General features: G+C 72.0%; 18 protein-coding genes. 4 read left to right on the plus strand and 14 right to left on the minus strand.

Annotated elements, in window-relative coordinates:
• Positions 1-113 precede the first annotated feature (113 nt).
• The 8 genes from ACIP8Z_RS29565 to ACIP8Z_RS29600 form a co-directional block, all read right to left on the minus strand.
• The gene (locus tag ACIP8Z_RS29565; RefSeq protein ID WP_319321335.1) at positions 114-854 is read right to left on the minus strand and encodes a DUF3159 domain-containing protein; all 741 of its coding nucleotides are present in this window, start codon (positions 852-854) and stop codon (positions 114-116) included.
• A 3-nt stretch (positions 855-857) separates the two neighbouring features.
• Entirely contained in the window at positions 858-1,256 is a 399-nt protein-coding gene (locus ACIP8Z_RS29570) for an OB-fold nucleic acid binding domain-containing protein (protein ID WP_402088812.1), read from the minus strand.
• A 57-nt stretch (positions 1,257-1,313) separates the two neighbouring features.
• The gene (locus ACIP8Z_RS29575) at positions 1,314-2,000 is read right to left on the minus strand and encodes a response regulator (protein ID WP_229315636.1); all 687 of its coding nucleotides are present in this window, start codon (positions 1,998-2,000) and stop codon (positions 1,314-1,316) included.
• A 253-nt stretch (positions 2,001-2,253) separates the two neighbouring features.
• Entirely contained in the window at positions 2,254-4,800 is a 2,547-nt protein-coding gene (locus tag ACIP8Z_RS29580; RefSeq protein ID WP_402088816.1) for a DUF4118 domain-containing protein, read from the minus strand.
• A 122-nt stretch (positions 4,801-4,922) separates the two neighbouring features.
• A complete protein-coding gene (locus ACIP8Z_RS29585; protein ID WP_402088818.1) occupies positions 4,923-5,675 on the minus strand; it encodes an ABC transporter ATP-binding protein in 753 nt (250 codons plus the stop codon).
• A 180-nt stretch (positions 5,676-5,855) separates the two neighbouring features.
• Complete coding sequence (locus ACIP8Z_RS29590; protein ID WP_319321343.1) at positions 5,856-6,620, minus strand: DUF3710 domain-containing protein; 765 nt, start codon at positions 6,618-6,620, stop codon at positions 5,856-5,858.
• 1 nt (position 6,621) lies between these two features.
• Positions 6,622-7,134 carry a dUTP diphosphatase gene (gene dut / locus ACIP8Z_RS29595; protein WP_055601374.1) on the minus strand — a complete coding sequence of 171 codons (513 nt, stop codon included), beginning with the start codon at positions 7,132-7,134 and terminating at the stop codon, positions 6,622-6,624.
• Entirely contained in the window at positions 7,134-7,718 is a 585-nt protein-coding gene (locus tag ACIP8Z_RS29600) for a PaaI family thioesterase (RefSeq protein WP_319321345.1), read from the minus strand. Before ACIP8Z_RS29600 ends, dut begins: the two co-directional genes overlap by 1 nt.
• 58 nt (positions 7,719-7,776) lie before the next feature.
• Here ACIP8Z_RS29600 and ACIP8Z_RS29605 point away from each other — a divergent pair, with 58 nt between their 5' ends.
• Complete coding sequence (locus tag ACIP8Z_RS29605) at positions 7,777-8,280, plus strand: DUF3093 domain-containing protein (protein WP_319321348.1); 504 nt, start codon at positions 7,777-7,779, stop codon at positions 8,278-8,280.
• An 18-nt stretch (positions 8,281-8,298) separates the two neighbouring features.
• Here ACIP8Z_RS29605 and ACIP8Z_RS29610 read toward each other — a convergent pair whose 3' ends face one another.
• The 4 genes from ACIP8Z_RS29610 to ACIP8Z_RS29625 form a co-directional block, all read right to left on the minus strand.
• The gene (locus ACIP8Z_RS29610) at positions 8,299-9,360 is read right to left on the minus strand and encodes a hypothetical protein (protein WP_402088823.1); all 1,062 of its coding nucleotides are present in this window, start codon (positions 9,358-9,360) and stop codon (positions 8,299-8,301) included.
• Positions 9,361-9,371: 11 nt separating this feature from the next.
• Positions 9,372-9,668 carry a DUF4193 domain-containing protein gene (locus tag ACIP8Z_RS29615; protein ID WP_003955561.1) on the minus strand — a complete coding sequence of 99 codons (297 nt, stop codon included), beginning with the start codon at positions 9,666-9,668 and terminating at the stop codon, positions 9,372-9,374.
• A 396-nt stretch (positions 9,669-10,064) separates the two neighbouring features.
• A complete protein-coding gene (locus tag ACIP8Z_RS29620) occupies positions 10,065-11,303 on the minus strand; it encodes a HAMP domain-containing sensor histidine kinase (RefSeq protein WP_319321392.1) in 1,239 nt (412 codons plus the stop codon).
• 4 nt (positions 11,304-11,307) lie between these two features.
• Positions 11,308-11,961 (minus strand): response regulator transcription factor, encoded by a 654-nt coding sequence (locus tag ACIP8Z_RS29625; protein ID WP_030146958.1) that lies wholly within the window; start codon positions 11,959-11,961, stop codon positions 11,308-11,310.
• A 373-nt stretch (positions 11,962-12,334) separates the two neighbouring features.
• On the opposite strand from ACIP8Z_RS29625, the gene ACIP8Z_RS29630 reads away from it, so the two are divergent.
• Entirely contained in the window at positions 12,335-12,508 is a 174-nt protein-coding gene (locus ACIP8Z_RS29630; protein ID WP_169749507.1) for a hypothetical protein, read from the plus strand.
• Between the two features lie 130 nt (positions 12,509-12,638).
• On the opposite strand, the gene ACIP8Z_RS29635 is transcribed toward ACIP8Z_RS29630, so the two are convergent.
• Together ACIP8Z_RS29635 and ACIP8Z_RS29640 are read right to left on the minus strand one after the other, a co-directional pair.
• Positions 12,639-13,457 carry an inositol monophosphatase family protein gene (locus ACIP8Z_RS29635; protein WP_402088902.1) on the minus strand — a complete coding sequence of 273 codons (819 nt, stop codon included), beginning with the start codon at positions 13,455-13,457 and terminating at the stop codon, positions 12,639-12,641.
• A gap of 48 nt (positions 13,458-13,505) precedes the next feature.
• On the minus strand, positions 13,506-14,633 hold the full coding sequence (locus ACIP8Z_RS29640; protein WP_402088826.1) for a ferrochelatase: 1,128 nt from the start codon (positions 14,631-14,633) through the stop codon (positions 13,506-13,508).
• A 331-nt stretch (positions 14,634-14,964) separates the two neighbouring features.
• Here ACIP8Z_RS29640 and ACIP8Z_RS29645 point away from each other — a divergent pair, with 331 nt between their 5' ends.
• Together ACIP8Z_RS29645 and ACIP8Z_RS29650 are read left to right on the plus strand one after the other, a co-directional pair.
• A complete protein-coding gene (locus tag ACIP8Z_RS29645) occupies positions 14,965-16,227 on the plus strand; it encodes an MFS transporter (protein ID WP_402088828.1) in 1,263 nt (420 codons plus the stop codon).
• Positions 16,166-17,506, plus strand: coding sequence for a D-arabinono-1,4-lactone oxidase (locus ACIP8Z_RS29650; RefSeq protein ID WP_402088831.1), 1,341 nt, complete (start codon positions 16,166-16,168; stop codon positions 17,504-17,506). The genes ACIP8Z_RS29645 and ACIP8Z_RS29650 overlap by 62 nt, the downstream gene beginning before the upstream one ends.
• The last annotated feature ends 3 nt before the right edge of the window (positions 17,507-17,509 follow it).

Below are 17,509 nucleotides of genomic sequence, written 5' to 3' on the forward strand. Positions count from 1 at the left end.
TGAGCGCCGGTGGTACGCGCGCATGAGGATGTGGCGTACGAGCGCCTGAGCGCCGGTGGTACGCGGAAGGGCCCGGACCTGTTCGTCAGGTCCGGGCCCTTCCTCGTGCCGTCTCAGGCCTCCGGGTGGGTCCGCGCCGCGGCCGCGGCCGCCTTGCGCTCCTTCTCGGCGAGCTCCTCGGCCTCCATCTCGGCGAAGACGTCGATCGGCGGCGGAGCCTTCGCGAGGAACACCCAGGTGAGGTAGACCGCGAGCAGGAACGGCGGGATCTTCAGCGCGACGAGCACCCAGCCGAACTTGGTCGTGTCGGCCCACCAGTACATCGGGAAGAGGATCGCGCACTTGCTGAGCAGGATCAGGCCCCAGGCCCAGCTCGCCTTCGTGTACGCCTTCTTCCGGCCCGGGTTACGGGTCCGCCAGGAGAGGTTCTCCTTGAAGACCGGGCCCAGGATCAGGCCGATCAGCGGGACCCCGGCGATCGCGGTGATGATGTACGCGAGGGCGAGGCCCAGGGTGTACAGCATGCCCGGCAGGTAGAAGTCCTTGGCGTTGCCCGTCATCATCGCGAAGACGACACCGAAGGCGACGCCGAAGACGCCGCTGAACGCGTGCTTGACGGTGTCCCGCCGGATGAGCCGGACGGCGACCAGGACCAGCGACACGGCGAGGGCGGCGATCGCCGAGATCTGCAGGTTCTTGTTGATCGTGAAGATCGTGACGAACAACAGGCCCGGCACGACCGTCTCGACCATGCCCCGCAGGCCGCCGAAGGCCTCGAACAGCGCGGCCTCGGTGACCTCCTTCGATGCCTGGGCGTCCTGGTCCGTGGTGGTCGGCTTGTCGAGGGACGTCACCGGCTACTCCTGTCCGAGCGGTCGGAGCTCGTATTTGGGGTTGAAGAGGACCCGCCGGCCGTGGCTCATGGAGATCCGGCCGGAGGCGATCAGCTTGCGGCCAGGCTCGATGCCCACGATGGAGCGCCGGCCGAGCCACACGACGTCGAGCGGTGCCGAGCCGTCGAAGAGTTCGGCCTCCAGCGCGGGCACACCTGCCCGGGGACGCAGCGTGACCGTGCGCAAGGTACCAGTCACCTTGACTATCTGGCGGTCGGAGCAGTCGCAGATACGCGTGCACCCCGACGCCTCGGCGTCCTCCTGGAGCTCCTCCGACTCCAGGTCCTCCGGCGAGGAGGAGAGCCGGTCGAGCATCCGGCGGAACCTACCGGCCGGCTTCTCTGTACGTGGTGCAGCACTCATACAGAAAGCGTACCGGCCACCGCCGTCACCGGGACCTGTCCCCGAACGGGCGCCGGTTCAGCGTTCGAAGCGGTAGCCCATGCCCGGTTCGGTGACGAAGTGCCGCGGGTGCGAGGGGTCGCTCTCCAGCTTGCGGCGGAGCTGCGCCATGTACACCCGGAGGTAGTTGGTCTCCGTACCGTACGAGGGTCCCCAGACCTCCTGGAGCAGCTGCTTCTGGCTGACCAGGCGGCCACTGTTGCGGACCAGGACTTCGAGCAGGTGCCACTCGGTGGGGGTGAGCCGGACGTCCCGGCCGTCGCGGTGGACCTTCTTCGCCGCGAGGTCGACGGTGAAGCCCTCGGTCTCGACGACCACGACCCCGTCCTCGGCGCCGCCGACGGGCTCGGCGCGGCGGACGGCGGCGCGCAGCCGGGCGAGCAGCTCGTCCATGCCGAAGGGCTTGGTGACGTAGTCGTCGGCGCCGGCGTCGAGCGCCTCGACCTTCTCGTCGGAGGTCTGCCGGGCCGAGAGGACCAGGATCGGCACCCGGGTCCAGCCACGCAGGCCCTTGATGACCTCGACGCCGTCCATGTCGGGCAGGCCGAGGTCGAGGACGACGACGTCGGGGTGGCGTTCGGCGGCGAGCCGGAGGGCGGTGGCACCGTCGGGCGCGGCGTCGACCTCGTACTTCCGCGCCTTGAGGTTGATCACCAGGGCGCGGACGATCTGAGGCTCGTCGTCGACCACGAGAACCCGGGTCATGGAGGTGGGCCTTCCTTCTTCGGTCGCCCGTGCGGGCGGGAGCAAGACAGTACGGGAGCGGCGGGGGCGGCGCGCGGGGTACGGGCGTGAACGGGGCGCGCTGCGGGCGGGGCGAGTGGTGCGCGTCGGGGCGGGGGCGGGGGCGGGGACGAGGGCGGGGTGGTGCGCTTCGGGCCGGGGGCGGGGTGGTGCGCTTCGGAGCCGCGCCTCGGGCGGAGGCGGTGGTGCGCTCCGGCGCTCCGGTACGGCCGGCTCAGGTCACCGCGTGCGCCGGGAGGTCGGGGGCCTGCGCCGGGGGTCCGCCCCGTGCGGCCTTGAGGGTGAGCACCATCGTCAGGCCGCCGCCCGGGGTGTCCTCGGCGCCGAGCGTGCCGCCCATGGCCTCGACGAAGCCGCGGGCGACCGCGAGGCCCAGGCCGACGCCGGAGCCGCGCGGGGCGTCTCCGAAGCGCTGGAAGGGCTCGAAGATGCCGTCCTTGGCCTCGTCGGGGACGCCGGGGCCGCGGTCCACGACCCGGAGCTCGACGCGGTCGCCGAGGGTGCTGGCGGCGACGGCCACGGGCACGCCCTCGGGGCTGTACTTGACGGCGTTCTCGACGATGTTGGCGACGGCCCGCTCCAGGAGGCCCTTGTCGACCTCGACCATGGGCAGCGTCTCGGGGACGTCGAGCTCGGCGCTGCCGTCGGGCACTCCCCCGAGGGCCATCGGGACGACCTCGTCGAGGTCGACGGTACGGATCAGCGGGGTGACGGTGCCGGTCTGGAGCCGGGACATGTCGAGGAGGTTGCCGACGAGGTGGTCGAGGCGGTCGGCGCCGGCCTCGATGCCCTCCAGGAGTTCGGCGCGGTCCTGCTCGGACCATTCGACGTCGTCGGAGCGGAGGGAGGAGACGGAGGCCTTGATGCCGGCGAGCGGGGTCCGCAGGTCGTGGCTGACGGCGGCGAGCAGGGAGGTGCGGATCTTGTTGCCCTCGGCCTGCTTGCGGGCTTCCTCGGCCTCGCCCACGAGCCGCTGGCGGTCGAGGACGACCGCGGCCTGGGCGGCGAAGGCGCCGAGGACGCGCCGGTCCTCGGCGGGCAGCACCCGGCCGGACAGGGCGAGGGCCAGGTGGTCGCCGACGGGCATGTCCACGTCCGCGTCCTCGGGCCGGGCCGCCGGGTGGGGGCCGACGCTCGCGGCCCGGGTCCAGGGCTCGACGTCGTCCACCCGTTCCAGGAGGGCGACGGACTCCATGGAGAAGGTCTCGCGGACCCGTTCGAGGAGGGCGTCGAGGCTGGTCTCGCCGCGCAGGACGCTGCCGGCGAGGTAGGACAGCACCTCGGACTCGGCGCGCAGCCGGGCGGCCTGGTGGGTGCGCCGGGCGGCCAGGTCGACCACGGAGGCGACGGACATGGCGACGCCGAGGAAGACGGCGATCGCCACGATGTTCTTGGGGTCGGCGATGGTGAGCCGGTGGACGGGCGGGGTGAAGAACCAGTTGAGGAGGAGGGAGCCTGCCGCGGCGGAGGCGAGCGCCGGCAGGAACCCGCCGAGCAGGGCCGCCGCGACGGTGAGGGCCAGGAAGAGCAGCATGTCGTTGGCGAGACCGAGGTCGGCGTCGACGTGGGTGAGGAGCAGGGCGAGGAGGACGGGTCCGGCGACGCCGACCACCCAGCCGCCGATGATCCGGGAGCGGCCGAGTCGGGCGCCCCGGGCGACCGGGAGGCCGCGGCCCTTGGCGACCTCGCCGTGGGTGACGATGTGGACGTCGAGGTCGGGCCCGGATTCACGGGCCACGGTCTGGCCGACGCCGGGGCCGAGCACGTACTGCCAGGTGCGGCGGCGGCTGGAGCCGAGGACGATCTGGGTGGCGTTGACCCCGCGGGCGAACTCCAGGAGCGCGGAGGGGATGTCGTCGCCGATGACATGGTGGAACGTTCCGCCCAGGTCCTCGACCAGGGTGCGCTGGACGGCCAGCTCCTTGGGCGAGGCGGCGGTGAGGCCGTCGCTGCGGGCGATGTAGACGGCGAGGACCTCGCCTCCCGCGCCCTTCTCGGCCAGCCGGGTGGCGCGCCGTATGAGGGTGCGGCCCTCGGGACCGCCGGTCAGGCCGACGACGATGCGCTCACGGGCCTGCCAGGTGGAGCGGATGTTGTGCTCGCCCCGGTACTGCTGGAGGTACTCGTCGACCCGGTCGGCGGTCCAGAGCAGGGCCAGCTCGCGCAGGGCGGTCAGGTTGCCGGGGCGGAAGTAGTTGGAGAGGGCCGCGTCGACCTTGTCCGAGGTGTAGACGTTGCCGTGGGCCATCCGGCGGCGCAGGGCCTCCGGGGACATGTCGACCAGCTCGATCTGGTCGGCCCGGCGCACCACCTCGTCGGGAACCGTCTCCCGCTGCCGTACGCCGGTGATCGCCTCGACCACGTCGCCCAGCGACTCCAGGTGCTGGATGTTGACGGTCGATATGACGTCGATGCCGGCCGCGAGCAGCTCGGCGACGTCCTGCCACCGCTTGGGGTTGCGGGAGCCGGGCACGTTCGTGTGGGCGAGCTCGTCGACGAGCGCCACGGCGGGACGCCGCTCCAGGACGGCGTCGATGTCCATCTCGGTGAAGGTGCTCCCCCGGTACTCCAGGGTGCGGCGCGGCACCTGCTCCAGGCCGTGCAGCATGACCTCGGTGCGCGGCCGTCCGTGGTGCTCCACGAACGCCACGACGCAGTCCGTGCCGCGCTCCACCCGCCGGTGCCCCTCGGAGAGCATCGCGTAGGTCTTGCCGACGCCCGGCGCAGCGCCGAGGTATATCCGAAGCTTGCCGCGTCCCATGGCACGACCATACGTCCAGCCAATCGGACATTCCGTACGCGGAGAGTGGGCCGGAGCGGTCTTGACGTGTTTCTGATGTCGGGACCGCGCCGGCCTTCGCGGCGGGGACCGGCGGTGCCGCGTCAGTGCTCGATGATCTCGCCGTCGCCTAGTTCGAGGACCCGGTCGGCCAGGCCCAGGAGCTGCGGGTCGTGGGTGGCGACCAGGGCCGTACAGCCCTCGCTGCGCACCACCGCGCGCAGCAGCTGCATGACGGCGAGGCCGGTCTCCTGGTCCAGCTGGCCCGTCGGCTCGTCGGCGATGAGCAGCGCCGGCTTGTTGGCGAGGGCGCGGGCGATGGCGACGCGCTGCTGCTGCCCGCCGGAGAGCTCGCCGGGCCGCTGGTTCGCGTGGTCGGCGAGGCCCACCAGGCCGAGGAGCAGGGCCACCCGCTCCTCGCGCTCCTTCGGGTCGGCCTTGCGCAGCCGCATGGGTACGCCCACGTTCTCGGCGGCGGAGAGGATCGGGAGCAGTCCGAAGGACTGGAAGATGAAGCCGATCCGGTCGCGGCGCAGCTCCAGGAGCCCGTTCTCACCGAGGGTGGCGAGGTCGACGCCGTCGATGACGATCGAGCCGCCGTCCGCGCTGTCGAGGCCGCCGACCAGGTTGAGCAGGGTCGTCTTGCCGGAGCCGGAGCGTCCCTTGAGCGCGACGAGCTCGCCGCGCGGGATGTCGAAGGAGACCCCGCGCAGGGCGTGGACGGCCGCTTCCCCGGTGCCGTACGAACGGCGCAGGTTCTCCACGCGGACCATCGGCGGGCCGGCCGGGTCCTCGGCGACGGCCGTCGCGGACCGCGTGCTGCTCTCACTCACCCTGCGTTCCCCCTCCTCGAACATGTGCCCGCCAGTATGGTCCGCGGCCGGGTCCCAGGGCCAGAGCCCGTGGGCGGAACCTGTGGAAAACGACCGATGGGCCGCTTCCCGTACGTGTCGTACGGAAAGCGGCCCATCGGCCCATGCTGATGCGCGGCGGGCCCGGAGGCCCACCGGTGAACGGATCACCGGTCCGAGCGCGGACTAGCGGATCTCGGAGATCTCCGGACCGCGCTGGAGCTGGCCCATGCCGCCGGAGAAGCGGGAGTTCTCCTGCTCCTCCTGCTGCACGCCGTCCGGCACCATCTGCGCGTCGTTCGGCAGCTTGAGGACGATCGGGTCGCGCGGGGCCATCGGGCCGTCGCCGCGGACGACCACGGTGTCCCGGACGATCTGCTCCAGGAGGCCGGCGGCCTCGGGCTGGACCGCGCCCTGCCCGGAGATCACTCCGCGCAGGAACCAGCGGGGTCCGTCGACACCCACGAAGCGGACCAGCTGCACACCGCGGTTGCCGTCCGGCAGCTGCACGGGAACCTGCGCGCGCAGCTCCCAGCCCAGCGGGCCCTCGACCTCGTCGATGACCCCGCCCTGCTGGACGATGCCCGTGGCGATCTCGTCGCGGACCTCGCCCCAGATGCCCTCGTTCTTGGGGGCGGCGAAGGCCTGCAGCTGCACGGCGCTGTCGCGCAGGACGACGGTGGCCGCGACGATCGCGTCGCCCGCCACCTCCACCCGCAGCTCCATGCCCTCGACCCCGGGGACGAAGACGCCGCCCAGGTCGACACGGCCGTCCTCGGGCTTGCTGACCTCGGAGATGTCCCAGGGTCCGTCGGGCCGGGGCGCCGGCGGAAGGTTCACACGGCGCGGGGCCGCGTCGCCCGCGTCCTCGCCGTCCACCGCGTCGACGACCTGCTCGGCCTCGCCCGCCGCGTCCTCTGCGGCACCGCTCTTCTTGCGACGTCCGAACACGTCACTGTCCTTCCCGGTCGGATACGACCGAAGCGTATCGATTCCCACCCGTTGTGCCGTCCACGGCGGCATGACCGCCGGTGGACCCGAAGCCCCCCTCGGCCCGCGCCGAGCCGGGAAGCTCCGCCACCTCGTGGAAGCGCACCTTCTCGACCTGTTGGACGACAAGTTGGGCAATCCGATCGAATCGTTCGAACCGCACGCTCTCGCGCGGGTCGAGATTGACCACGATCACCTTGATCTCTCCACGGTACCCGGCATCCACCGTCCCCGGGGCATTCACGAGCGCCACTCCGCAGCGGGCTGCGAGTCCGGAGCGGGGGTGCACGAAGGCCGCGTACCCGTCCGGGAGCGCGATGGAGATCCCGGTGGGCAGCACGGCGCGCTCCCCGGGGGCCAGCACGGCGGCCTCGGTGGTGACCAGGTCCGCCCCGGCGTCACCGGGGTGGCCGTAGGCCGGGATCGGCACGTCCGGGTCCACACGCCGGATCAGTACGTCGACAGGGTTGCTCATCAGGGGTTCACCTCGAAGGCGCGGGCGCGCCGGACCTGGTCGGGGTCGGACATGGCGGCCTGGATCTCCTCCGGGCGGCCGTTGTCGATGAAGTGGTCGACCTTGACCTCTATGAAGAGTGCCTCGGCGCGGACGGCGACGGGGCCCTCGGGCCCGCCGATCCGGCCGACGGCGGTCGAGAAGATCTTGCGGCCGCGCACGGCGGTGACCTCGGCCTCCAGGTGGAGCACGGTGCCCACCGGGACGGGCCGGACGAAGTCGGTCTCCAGCCGTCCGGTCACGGCGATGACCCGCAGCAGCCAGTTCAGGGAGCCGAGGGTCTCGTCGAGCGCGGTGGCGAGCACGCCGCCGTGCGCGAGGCCGGGGGCGCCCTGGTGGTCGGGGGTCACCGTGAACTCGGCGGTGACGGTCACGCCCTCGCCCGCGCGCGCCTCCAGGTGGAGGCCGTGGGGCTGCCCGCCGCCGCACCCGAAGCAGTACTCGTAGTGCGAACCGAGCAGCTCGCCGGGGGCCGGAGCGTCGGGGTGGCGTACCGGCGGTATGGCGTCGGCCGGCGGGGTGAGGGCGGCAGATGTTCCAGTCACAGCCGCAGACCTTACCCGCGCGGATGGGCGCAGGTCGCGCCGTGCCAAGCTTGGACGCATGCAGCCTTCCGCATCGTCCCCCGCCCCCTCCCCCGTGCCCTCCGCCGCACCGCTCTTCGACGAGCGGCTGACGGCGCCCCGCTCCTGGTGGTTCATCGCGGGTCTGCTCGGTCTCTCCGGCGGCCTGATCATGGTCCCGCTGGGTACGGTCCCGATGCTGGGCGGTCTGATCGTGGTGGCGGTGCTCGCCGGTGCGGCGGTCTCCTCGTACGGCTCCGCCCGGATCCGGGTGGTGGCCGGTTCGCTCGTGGCGGGCGACGCGCGGATCCCGGTCTCGGCGCTGGGCGAGGCCGAGGCGCTGGACGCGGAGGAGGCGCGCGCGTGGCGCACGTACAAGGCCGACCCGCGCGCGTTCATGCTGATGCGCGGCTATGTGACCCGGGCGGTGCGGATCGAGGTGACGGACCCGGCGGACCCGACTCCGTACGTGTATCTCTCCAGCCGTGAGCCGGAGGCACTGGTGGCGGCCCTGGACGCCGTCCGTGCGGGTGCCCAGGACTGACCGGGCCGAGGGGGCCGGCTAGAAACCGATCTCCTTCGGGTTCTCCGGCTGTTCCAGCGGGGGCAGCTCCCGGAGGGAGTCCCAGGGGACCTGGCGGTTGCGCAGGTCCTTGCGGATGTGGCCGGCGAGCTTCTTGGTGTCGCGGCGGTTCATGACCGCGCCGACCGCCGCGCCGACCATGAAGGGCGTGAGGTTCGGCAGGTTGCGCACCATGCGCTTCATGATCTGCTGGCGCAGCTCGCGCTTGAGCTGTCCGCCGAGCGCCGCGTTGACCGTGGTGGGCTTGGTGGGGTCGATGCCCCGCTCCTCGGCCCAGGAGGTCAGATAGGCCGCCGAACGCTGGGTGAGCCGGCCGGGGGGCCGCAGCCCGTAGACCTCGTGCAGTTCGGCGATGAGTTTGAGTTCCACGGCGGCGACGCCGGTGATCTCGGCCGCGAGCTCCGCCGGCATGGCCGGGGGTACGGGGAGCATGGCGGCGGCACCGATGCTGGCGCCCACGGTCGAGCTCGCGTTCGCCGCGCCCGCGACGAGCTTGTCGGCGAGCTCCTCGGGGCCGAGCCCGGGAAACTGCTTGCGCAGGGTCGCCAGATCGCGGACGGGGATCCGCGGGGCGAGGTCGATCAACCGGTCGGCCAGATGGCCGATGCCGGCCTTGGCGCTGTCTCCGCCGCGCTTCACGCCCTGGCGGACGCCCTGCGCGACGCCGCGCCGGACGGCGTCGATCCGGTCGGAGTCGATCTTGATCTTGTCGAGCTGGGCGCGCGCGGGATTGGCGAGCCGCTTGACGGCGCCGAAGCGCCCGTCCCGCTGTGTCTCGTCGTTCCCCGCTTCGTCCAGCGCGTCGCTCCGTCCCGCTTCCCGCTCCGCCGGCGGAGCGGCCGGGTCCGGCTCCGTGACGGCCTCGAGCGAGGCCGGGAGGCCTCGCTCGTCGTCACGTACGCCAGGGGAGGGCGGGGAGGCGGCGTGCTCGGCTTCAGGGGCCTTCTGGGCACCCTCCGCCGGGCCTGAGCCGCCCTTGTACGTCTTCGGGCTCCCAGGGAGCCGTAGACGCCGCTTCCGGGACGGTGTGTCGCCTGCCACGACCGAGGGTCTCAGTCGCAGTCGCGGCAGATGGGCTGGCCGTTCTTCTCCCTGGCCAGCTGGCTGCGGTGGTGCACGAGGAAGCAGCTCATGCAGGTGAACTCATCGGCCTGCTTGGGCAGGACCCGGACGGCCAGCTCCTCGTTCGAGAGGTCGGCGCCGGGAAGCTCCAGGCCTTCGGCGGCCTCGAACTCGTCGACGTCGACGGTCGAGGTCGACTTGTCGTTCCGGCGGGCCTTCAGTTCCTCAAGGCTGTCCGAATCGACGTCGTCGTCGGTCTTGCGTGGGGTGTCGTAATCCGTTGCCATGTCGCTCTCCCCCTCTGGGTGGTTGCGGTGTCTCCAGCGCACGTAACGCGTGAGAGGTCGGACTTGTGCCCGACCTGAGGCGGAGATTTTGCCTCACATCAAGGTCTGTTACTCAATCGACACCCGTTCCGTCCTCTCGCGAGTGATCGGCTTCGGGTGGCGAACCGGACCGTACACGGTCCTGCGGGCGTCCCTTGCAGGCGCCACCCCGTGTACTTCCCGTCAATCCAGGCCCGGGAAACCCGGACTTTTCCGGGTTTTCACGGGGATTTCTCCGTTACGGAGAGTGGATGTCCGGACACCCTCTCCTGTGATCGATCACACATGAGCGTCTCAGAATCGGGCCCACGGAATTCCGCGCAAAGCGAACGGAACCGGGTCGGCTCGTGCAGTGTGTCAGATCGGCAGAGTGACGCGCATCACGAGACCGCCGCCCTCGCGGGGCTCCGCGATGATACGGCCGCCGTGGGCACGGGCCACGGACCGCGCGATCGACAGGCCGAGGCCGACGCCCTTGTCACTGCCGGTGCGCTCCTGCCGGAGCCGCCGGAACGGCTCGAAAAGGTTGTCGATCTCGTACGCGGGAACCACGGGACCCGTGTTCGAGACGACCAGGACCGCCTGGCCGTGCTCGGTCGCCGTCGTCACCTCCACCCAGCCTCCTTCCGCCACGTTGTACCGGACGGCGTTCTGGAGCAGGTTCAGCGTGATCCGCTCCAGCAGGACGCCGTTGCCCTGGACGACCGCCGGCGCACGCTCGCCCCGGATCTCGACGCCCTTGGCCTCCGCCTCGGCATGGACCTGGTCGACGCCCCGCTCGGCGACCTCGGCGAGGTCGACGGGCTTGCGCTCGATGATCTGGTTGTCGCTCCGGGCGAGCAGCAGCAGACCCTCGACGAGCTGCTCGCTGCGCTCGTTGGTGGCGAGCAGGGTCTTGCCGAGCTGCTGGAGCTCCACCGGGGCCCCGGGGTCGGAGAGGTGGACCTCCAGGAGCGTGCGGTTGATCGCGAGCGGGGTCCGCAGCTCGTGCGAGGCGTTCGCGACGAACCGCTGCTGGGCGGTGAAGGCCCGCTCCAGGCGGTCCAGCATCTCGTCGAAGGTGTCGGCGAGCTCCTTGAGCTCGTCGTCGGGACCGTCGAGCTCGATCCGCCGGGACAGATCGGAACCGGCCACCTGGCGGGCGGTCCGGGTGATCCGGCCGAGCGGGGAGAGCACCCGTCCCGCCATGGCGTAACCGAAGGCGAAGGCGATGACGCTCAGGCCGAGCAGGGCGAAGAGCGAGCGGCGCAGCAGGTCGTCCAGGGCCCGGTCGCTCTGGTGCCGCAGGCAGAGCGTGACAGCGTCGTTGAGCTGGTCGCCGGTGGGGTTCACGGGCAGCTGGCAGATGGCGCTGGTGGGCTGGATCGTGCCGTTGACGACCTTGAAGGGCAGCTGGGAGGTGCTGTCGCTGAGCGCCTGCGCGGTGAAGAGGTAGATGATCGAGAGCAGCAGGATGCCCGCGATCAGGAACATCCCGCCGTACAGCAGCGTGAGCCGTATGCGGATGGTCGGGCGGAGCAGGGGCCGGACCGGGTCCCTGGGGTCCCAGGTCGGCTTCGGCGGCGCCTGGGGGTGGGGCGCGGGGGTGGTGGCCATCGGGTCAGATCCGGTACCCGGAGCCGGGGACGGTGACGATGACCGGGGGCTCGCCGAGCTTGCGGCGCAGGGTCATCACGGTGACACGGACGACGTTGGTGAACGGGTCGGTGTTCTCGTCCCAGGCCTTCTCCAGGAGCTGCTCGGCCGAGACGACGGCGCCCTCGCTGCGCATGAGGACCTCCAGGACGGCGAACTCCTTCGGCGCGAGCTGGACCTCCTTGCCCTCGCGGAAGACCTCGCGGCGGTTCGGGTCGAGCTTGATGCCGGCGCGCTCCAGGACGGGCGGGAGCGGCACGCTGGTCCGCCGGCCGAGGGCGCGCACGCGCGCGGTGAGCTCGGTGAAGGCGAAGGGCTTGGGGAGGTAGTCGTCCGCGCCGAGCTCAAGGCCCTCGACCCGGTCGCTGACGTCGCCGGACGCCGTGAGCATCAGGACGCGGGTGGGCATGCCCAGCTCCACGATCTTGCGGCAGACGTCGTCACCGTGGACGAGGGGGAGGTCGCGGTCGAGGACGACGACGTCGTAGTCGTTCACCCCGACGCGCTCCAGGGCCGCGGCGCCGTCGTACACGACGTCGACGGCCATGGCCTCCCGGCGCAGTCCGGTGGCCACCGCATCGGCGAGCAGCTGCTCGTCCTCGACGACGAGTACGCGCACGTCGTACATCCTTCCCGTTGAGCTGCGGCCCTGAGGCGGACCGGCTGAAAACCTGAGCACTGACTGTGCGTGTCCATCCTGCCCCGTACGCGCGTAAACCGGCTGTAAGACGGCGGTGCGGGGCCTTGGGCGGGCGGGTGGTGAACGGGGGCGCGAGACGGGGCGCTTGGCCCGGATCGAAGAATTCACCGGATTCTCGGGCCAGTTGAGGTTTCTCTGAGGAAGGGGTTGGGGAGGACGACTGCACACCCCGTGATCACGCCCTGTATGTGGCGCGCCACCTACCGCTCTCTGTGCCCCAGAGACCGCAGTGTGTGATCCATCCACCCTCGGCACACCCCGTGCCACCGGACCCATGACGAGGGGGCGCACGATGGACGCTTTCACCGCAGGCCTGCTGCACCGCATCAGGACCACGCAGACGGACCTCACGCGGGCTCGTGAGACGGGCGACGACTACCTGGCGGAGGTGGAGCAGGCGGAGCTTGAGGACCTGCACCGGCTGGCCGCCGAGCACGGCGTGGAGGTAGCCGCGCAGGGCGTCTGACCCGACCGACCCGCTGCCCGTTCAGACCCGACCGACCCGCAGACCGGCCGTTCGACCCGTACGACCGTTCGACCCGTACACGTGTGAGGGCCCCGGCGCCGTTCCCGGCACCGGGGCCCTCACGCGTCCGTCAGTCGTGCCAGGCGCCCAGGTCGTCCAGGATCTCCTGGAGGGGCTCGAAGAGGCCGGGAGGGGCCGCCAGGGCCAGTTCGCCGGACTCCGGCTCCCCCGGGCGGCCGCCGGTCAGCGCGCCCGCCTCGCGGGCGATCAGGGCGCCCGCGGCGAGGTCCCAGGGATTGAGGCCGCGCTCGTAGTAGGCGTCCAGGCGGCCGGCGGCGACGTCGCAGAGGTCGATGGCGGCCGAGCCGCCGCGCCGGATGTCGCGGACGCGCGGGATCACCCGCTGCGCGATGTCGGCCTGGTGGGCCCGCCGGGCCTGGACGTATCCGAAGCCGGTGCCGAGGAGGGCCTGGTCGAGCGGGGGTGAGGGGCGGACCGCGAGCCGCCGCTCGTCCACGTAGGCGCCGCCCTCCGCGTACGCGCCGCCGCCGAGGACCGCCCGGTAGGTCTCGCCGCGCATCGGGGCCCCGACGACGCCGACCACGGTCTCGCCGTCCCGTTCGGCGGCGATCGAGACCGCCCAGGTGGGCAGTCCGTAGAGGTAGTTCACGGTGCCGTCGAGCGGGTCGATCACCCAGCGGACCCCGCTGGTGCCGGGGCTCGACGCGCCCTCCTCACCGAGGAAACCGTCCTGCGGGCGGTGGTCGGCGAGGAAGCCGGTGATCAGCTTCTCGGCGGCGATGTCCATCTCGGTGACGACGTCGATGGGGCTCGTCTTGGTCTTCGCCACGGCGAGGTCGTCCGGCCTGCCGTCGCGCAGCAGCGCTCCGGCCCTCCGTGCGGCCTCCAGGGCGAGGTCGAGCAGTTCGGTGAGCAGCGGGTCGGTCACGTCGGTCCCTTCGGTCACGTCGTCGGCCATCTCGGTCACAGGGGTTCCTTACGCGTACGGGCTGTCGGCGCCGGCCGCCGCCGGGCGCTCCGCCCGGGCCGGGCAGCAGCCGATCGGGCACAGGTCGTGGGAGGGGCCGAGGGCGCCCAGCGCGCACCGCTCGACGCGGGCCCCCCGCTCGTGCGCGGCCCGCTCCAGGAGGAGTTCGCGGACGGCGGCGGCGAAGCGCGGGTCGGCGCCGACGGTGGCCGAGCGCCGAACGGGCAGGCCGAGTTCCGCGGCCTTGGCCGTGGCCTCGGTGTCGAGGTCGTAGAGGACCTCCATGTGGTCGGAGACGAAGCCGATGGGGACCATGACGGCCGCGGGCGCCCCGGCGCCGTGCAGCGCCTCCAGGTGGTCGCAGATGTCGGGCTCCAGCCACGGGATGTGGGGGGCGCCGCTGCGGGACTGGTAGACGAGCTCCCAGGGGTGGTCGTTCCCGGTCCGCTCGCGGACGGCGTCGGCGATCACCCGGGCGACGTCGAGGTGCTGGCGGACGTAGGCCCCGCCGTCGCCGTGCTCGGTGACCGGTCCCGAGGAGTCGGCGGCGGAGTCGGGGATGGAGTGGGTGGTGAAGGCGAGGTGGGCCCCGGCGCGGACGGACGGGTCGAGCTCGGCGAGGGAGGCGAGGACGCCCTCGACCATGGGCTCGACGAAGCCGGGATGGTTGAAGTAGTGCCGGAGCTTGTCGACCCGGGGCAGCGGGAGCCCCTCCGCTTCGAGGGTGGCGAGCGCGTCGGCGAGGTTCTCGCGGTACTGGCGGCAGCCGGAGTAGGAGGCGTACGCGCTGGTCGTGAGGACGGCGATATGGCGTCGGCCGTCGGTGATCATCTCGCGGAGGGTGTCGGTGAGGTACGGGGCCCAGTTCCGGTTTCCCCAGTGGACGGGAATCTCCAGGCCGGCGGCGGCGAAGTCCGTCCGCAGCGCGTCGAGGAGCGCGCGGTTCTGGTCGTTGATCGGGGAGACGCCGCCGAAGAGGAAGTAGTGCTGCCCCACTTCCTTGAGCCGTTCCTTCGGGATGCCTCGGCCGCGCGTCACGTTCTCCAGGAACGGGACCACGTCGTCCGGGCCCTCGGGGCCGCCGAACGAGAGCAGCAGCAGGGCGTCGTACGGGGCGGGATCGTGCTGATCGGACATGACACCGATCCTCCCACCCGTGCCCGGCACGGAACGGCGCGGCCCGTCCGACGGCGCCCGACCGAGGTCCCACCCGGCGCCGGACCAGCGGTCCCGTCCGGCGCTCGACCGGAGGTCCGGCCCGGCGCCCCTGGCGGCGGTCCCGTCCGGCGCTCTGCGGAGGTCCGGCCCGGCGCTCGACCCGCGCTCGCCCGCCGTTCCCGTCCGATGGGGCTCGTCCGAAAAAGGGGGATGCCCCATCGACTTCAACACCGTAGGCTTTAGCTATTAATTACACGTGTTGAGACGTCGTGCGGAGCCCGCTCCGAACCACGGAGATCCGGAGAGCCTCTTGCCCAGTCCCTACCGCGCGATCTTCAAGGCGCCCGGCACCGCGTCGTTCTCCGTCGCCGGCTTCTTCGGCCGCATGCCGCTGTCCATGATGGGCATCGGCATCGTGACCATGATTTCGCAGGTCACCGGCCGGTACGGGCTCGCCGGCGCCCTCTCGGCGACGCTCGCGATGTCCGCTGCCGTCCTCGGCCCCCTGGTCTCCCGGCTCGTCGACCGGCACGGCCAGCGCCGGGTGCTCCGCCCGGTGACCCTGGTCTCGCTGGTGGCGGCCGCCGGCCTCCTCCTGTGCGTGCAGCAGCAGGCCCCCGACTGGACGCTCTTCGTCTTCACGGCCGTGATCGGCTGTGTGCCGAGCGTCGGCGCGATGACCCGGGCCCGCTGGGCGGAGATCTACCGCGGCGACGAGCGGCGCCTGCACACGGCGTACTCCTGGGAGTCGATCGTCGACGAGGTGTGCTTCATCTTCGGCCCGATCCTCTCGATCGGTCTGTCGACGGCCTGGTTCCCCGAGGCCGGTCCGCTGTTCGCCGGGGTGTTCCTGACCATCGGCGTCTTCTGGCTGACCGCGCAGCGCGCCACCGAGCCGGTCCCCCACCCGCACCAGGGCGACACGGGCGGTTCCGCGCTCCGCTCCCCCGGTCTCCGGGTGCTCGCCCTCGCGTTCGTCGCCACCGGCGCCATCTTCGGCTCGGTCGACGTGGTGACCGTCGCCTTCGCCGAGGAGCAGGGCCACAAGGCCGCCGCCAGTCTCGTCCTGGCCGTCTACGCGCTGGGCTCCGGTCTGGCCGGCGCCGTCTTCGGGCTCCTCCACCTCAAGGGCGAGCCGTCCCGTCGCTGGCTGCTGGGCATCTGCGCGATGGCCGTGAGTATGATCCCCCTCCTACTGGCCGGGAACTTGCCGTTGCTGGCCGTGGCGCTCTTTGTCGCGGGCCTGTCCATCGCACCGACGATGGTGACCACCATGGCCCTCGTCGAAGCGCACGTACCGCGCACCAAGCTGACCGAGGGCATGACCTGGACGGGTACTGGCCTCGCGATCGGTGTGGCGCTCGGCTCCTCGGCCGCCGGCTGGGTGGTCGACGCGTCGGGGGCCGAGGCGGGGTACGTGGTGCCCGTCGTCTCGGGCGCGCTCGCGGTCGCGGTGGGTCTCCTCGGACACCGCCGGCTGCGCAGGCCGGCGCCGAACCGGGAGGGGCAGCGTGAGCGGGACGACAACAGTGGGGTCGGGCGGCGCCAGGACGGCGGACAGCCCGTGGCGTAACTGGGCGGGGAACGTCACCTCCCGCCCCGTGCGGGTGGTGAGCCCGGCCTCGGCCGAGGAGCTCGCCGAGGCGGTGCGCCGGGCGGCCGAGGACGGGCTGCGGGTGAAGACGGTCGGTACCGGCCACTCCTTCACCTCGATCGCGGCCACCGACGGCGTCCTCATCCGGCCGGGACTGCTGACCGGGATCCGGCGGATCGACCGTGAGTCGATGACCGTGACGGTCGAGTCGGGCACCCCGCTCAAGCGGCTCAACGTGGCGCTGGCCCGGGAGGGCCTGTCGCTCACGAACATGGGCGACATCATGGAGCAGACCGTCGCCGGCGCCACCTCCACCGGGACGCACGGCACGGGCCGCGACTCGGCCTCGATAGCCGCGCAGATCCGCGAGCTGGAGCTGGTGACGGCCGCGGGCGAGCTGCTCACCTGCTCGGAGAAGGAGAATCCGGAGGTCTTCGCGGCCGCCCGGATCGGGCTCGGCGCCCTCGGCGTGGTCACGGCGATCACCTTCGCGGTCGAGCCGGTCTTCCTGCTCACCGCGCGCGAGGAGCCGATGACCTTCGACCGGGTCACCTCGGAGTTCGACGCGCTGCACGCGGAGAACGAGCACTTCGAGTTCTACTGGTTCCCCCACACGGACAACTGCAACACCAAACGCAACAACCGCAGCGCGGGCCCCGCCGCTCCCCCCGGCCGGCTCAGCGGCTGGGTCGAGGACGAACTGCTCTCCAACGGGCTCTTCCAGGTGGCGTGCTCGCTGGGCAAGGCGGTGCCGCCGGTCATCCCCTCGATCGCCAAGCTCTCCAGCCGGGCGCTGTCGGCCCGTACGTACACCGACATCCCGTACAAGGTCTTCACCTCGCCGCGCCGGGTGCGCTTCCTGGAGATGGAGTACGCGCTTCCGCGTGAGGCGGCGGTGGCCGCGCTGCGTGAGCTCAAGGCGATGGTCGAGCGCTCGCCGCTCAAGGTGAGCTTCCCGGTGGAGGTGCGGACGGCCCCGGCGGACGACATCGCGCTGTCCACGGCCTCGGGCCGGGAGACCGCGTACATCGCCGTCCACCTCTACAAGGGCACGCCCCACCGCGCGTACTTCACGGCGGTGGAGCGCATCATGACGGCGCACGGGGGCCGCCCCCACTGGGGCAAGGTCCACACCCGTGACGCCGCCTACTTCTCGGAGGTCTATCCGCGCTTCGCCGAGTTCACGGCGCTGCGGGACCGGCTCGACCCGGACCGGCTCTTCGCCAACGACTATCTGCGCCGGGTCCTGGGCGACTGACGG

This window comes from Streptomyces sp. NPDC088553 (assembly GCF_044752965.1).
Lineage (GTDB): Bacteria > Actinomycetota > Actinomycetes > Streptomycetales > Streptomycetaceae > Streptomyces.

What these genes read in the sequence shown, in the direction of transcription:
- ACIP8Z_RS29615 (WP_003955561.1), bottom strand. Translation starts at nt 9,668, where the DNA reads ATGGCAACGGATTACGACACCCCACGCAAGACCGACGACGACGTCGAT.
- ACIP8Z_RS29580 (WP_402088816.1), bottom strand. Translation starts at nt 4,800, where the DNA reads ATGGGACGCGGCAAGCTTCGGATATACCTCGGCGCTGCGCCGGGCGTC.
- dut (WP_055601374.1), bottom strand. Translation starts at nt 7,134, where the DNA reads ATGAGCAACCCTGTCGACGTACTGATCCGGCGTGTGGACCCGGACGTG.
- ACIP8Z_RS29585 (WP_402088818.1), bottom strand. Translation starts at nt 5,675, where the DNA reads ATGTTCGAGGAGGGGGAACGCAGGGTGAGTGAGAGCAGCACGCGGTCC.
- ACIP8Z_RS29570 (WP_402088812.1), bottom strand. Translation starts at nt 1,256, where the DNA reads ATGAGTGCTGCACCACGTACAGAGAAGCCGGCCGGTAGGTTCCGCCGG.
- ACIP8Z_RS29620 (WP_319321392.1), bottom strand. Translation starts at nt 11,303, where the DNA reads ATGGCCACCACCCCCGCGCCCCACCCCCAGGCGCCGCCGAAGCCGACC.
- ACIP8Z_RS29575 (WP_229315636.1), bottom strand. Translation starts at nt 2,000, where the DNA reads ATGACCCGGGTTCTCGTGGTCGACGACGAGCCTCAGATCGTCCGCGCC.
- ACIP8Z_RS29640 (WP_402088826.1), bottom strand. Translation starts at nt 14,633, where the DNA reads ATGTCCGATCAGCACGATCCCGCCCCGTACGACGCCCTGCTGCTGCTC.
- ACIP8Z_RS29630 (WP_169749507.1), top strand. Translation starts at nt 12,335, where the DNA reads ATGGACGCTTTCACCGCAGGCCTGCTGCACCGCATCAGGACCACGCAG.
- ACIP8Z_RS29605 (WP_319321348.1), top strand. Translation starts at nt 7,777, where the DNA reads ATGCAGCCTTCCGCATCGTCCCCCGCCCCCTCCCCCGTGCCCTCCGCC.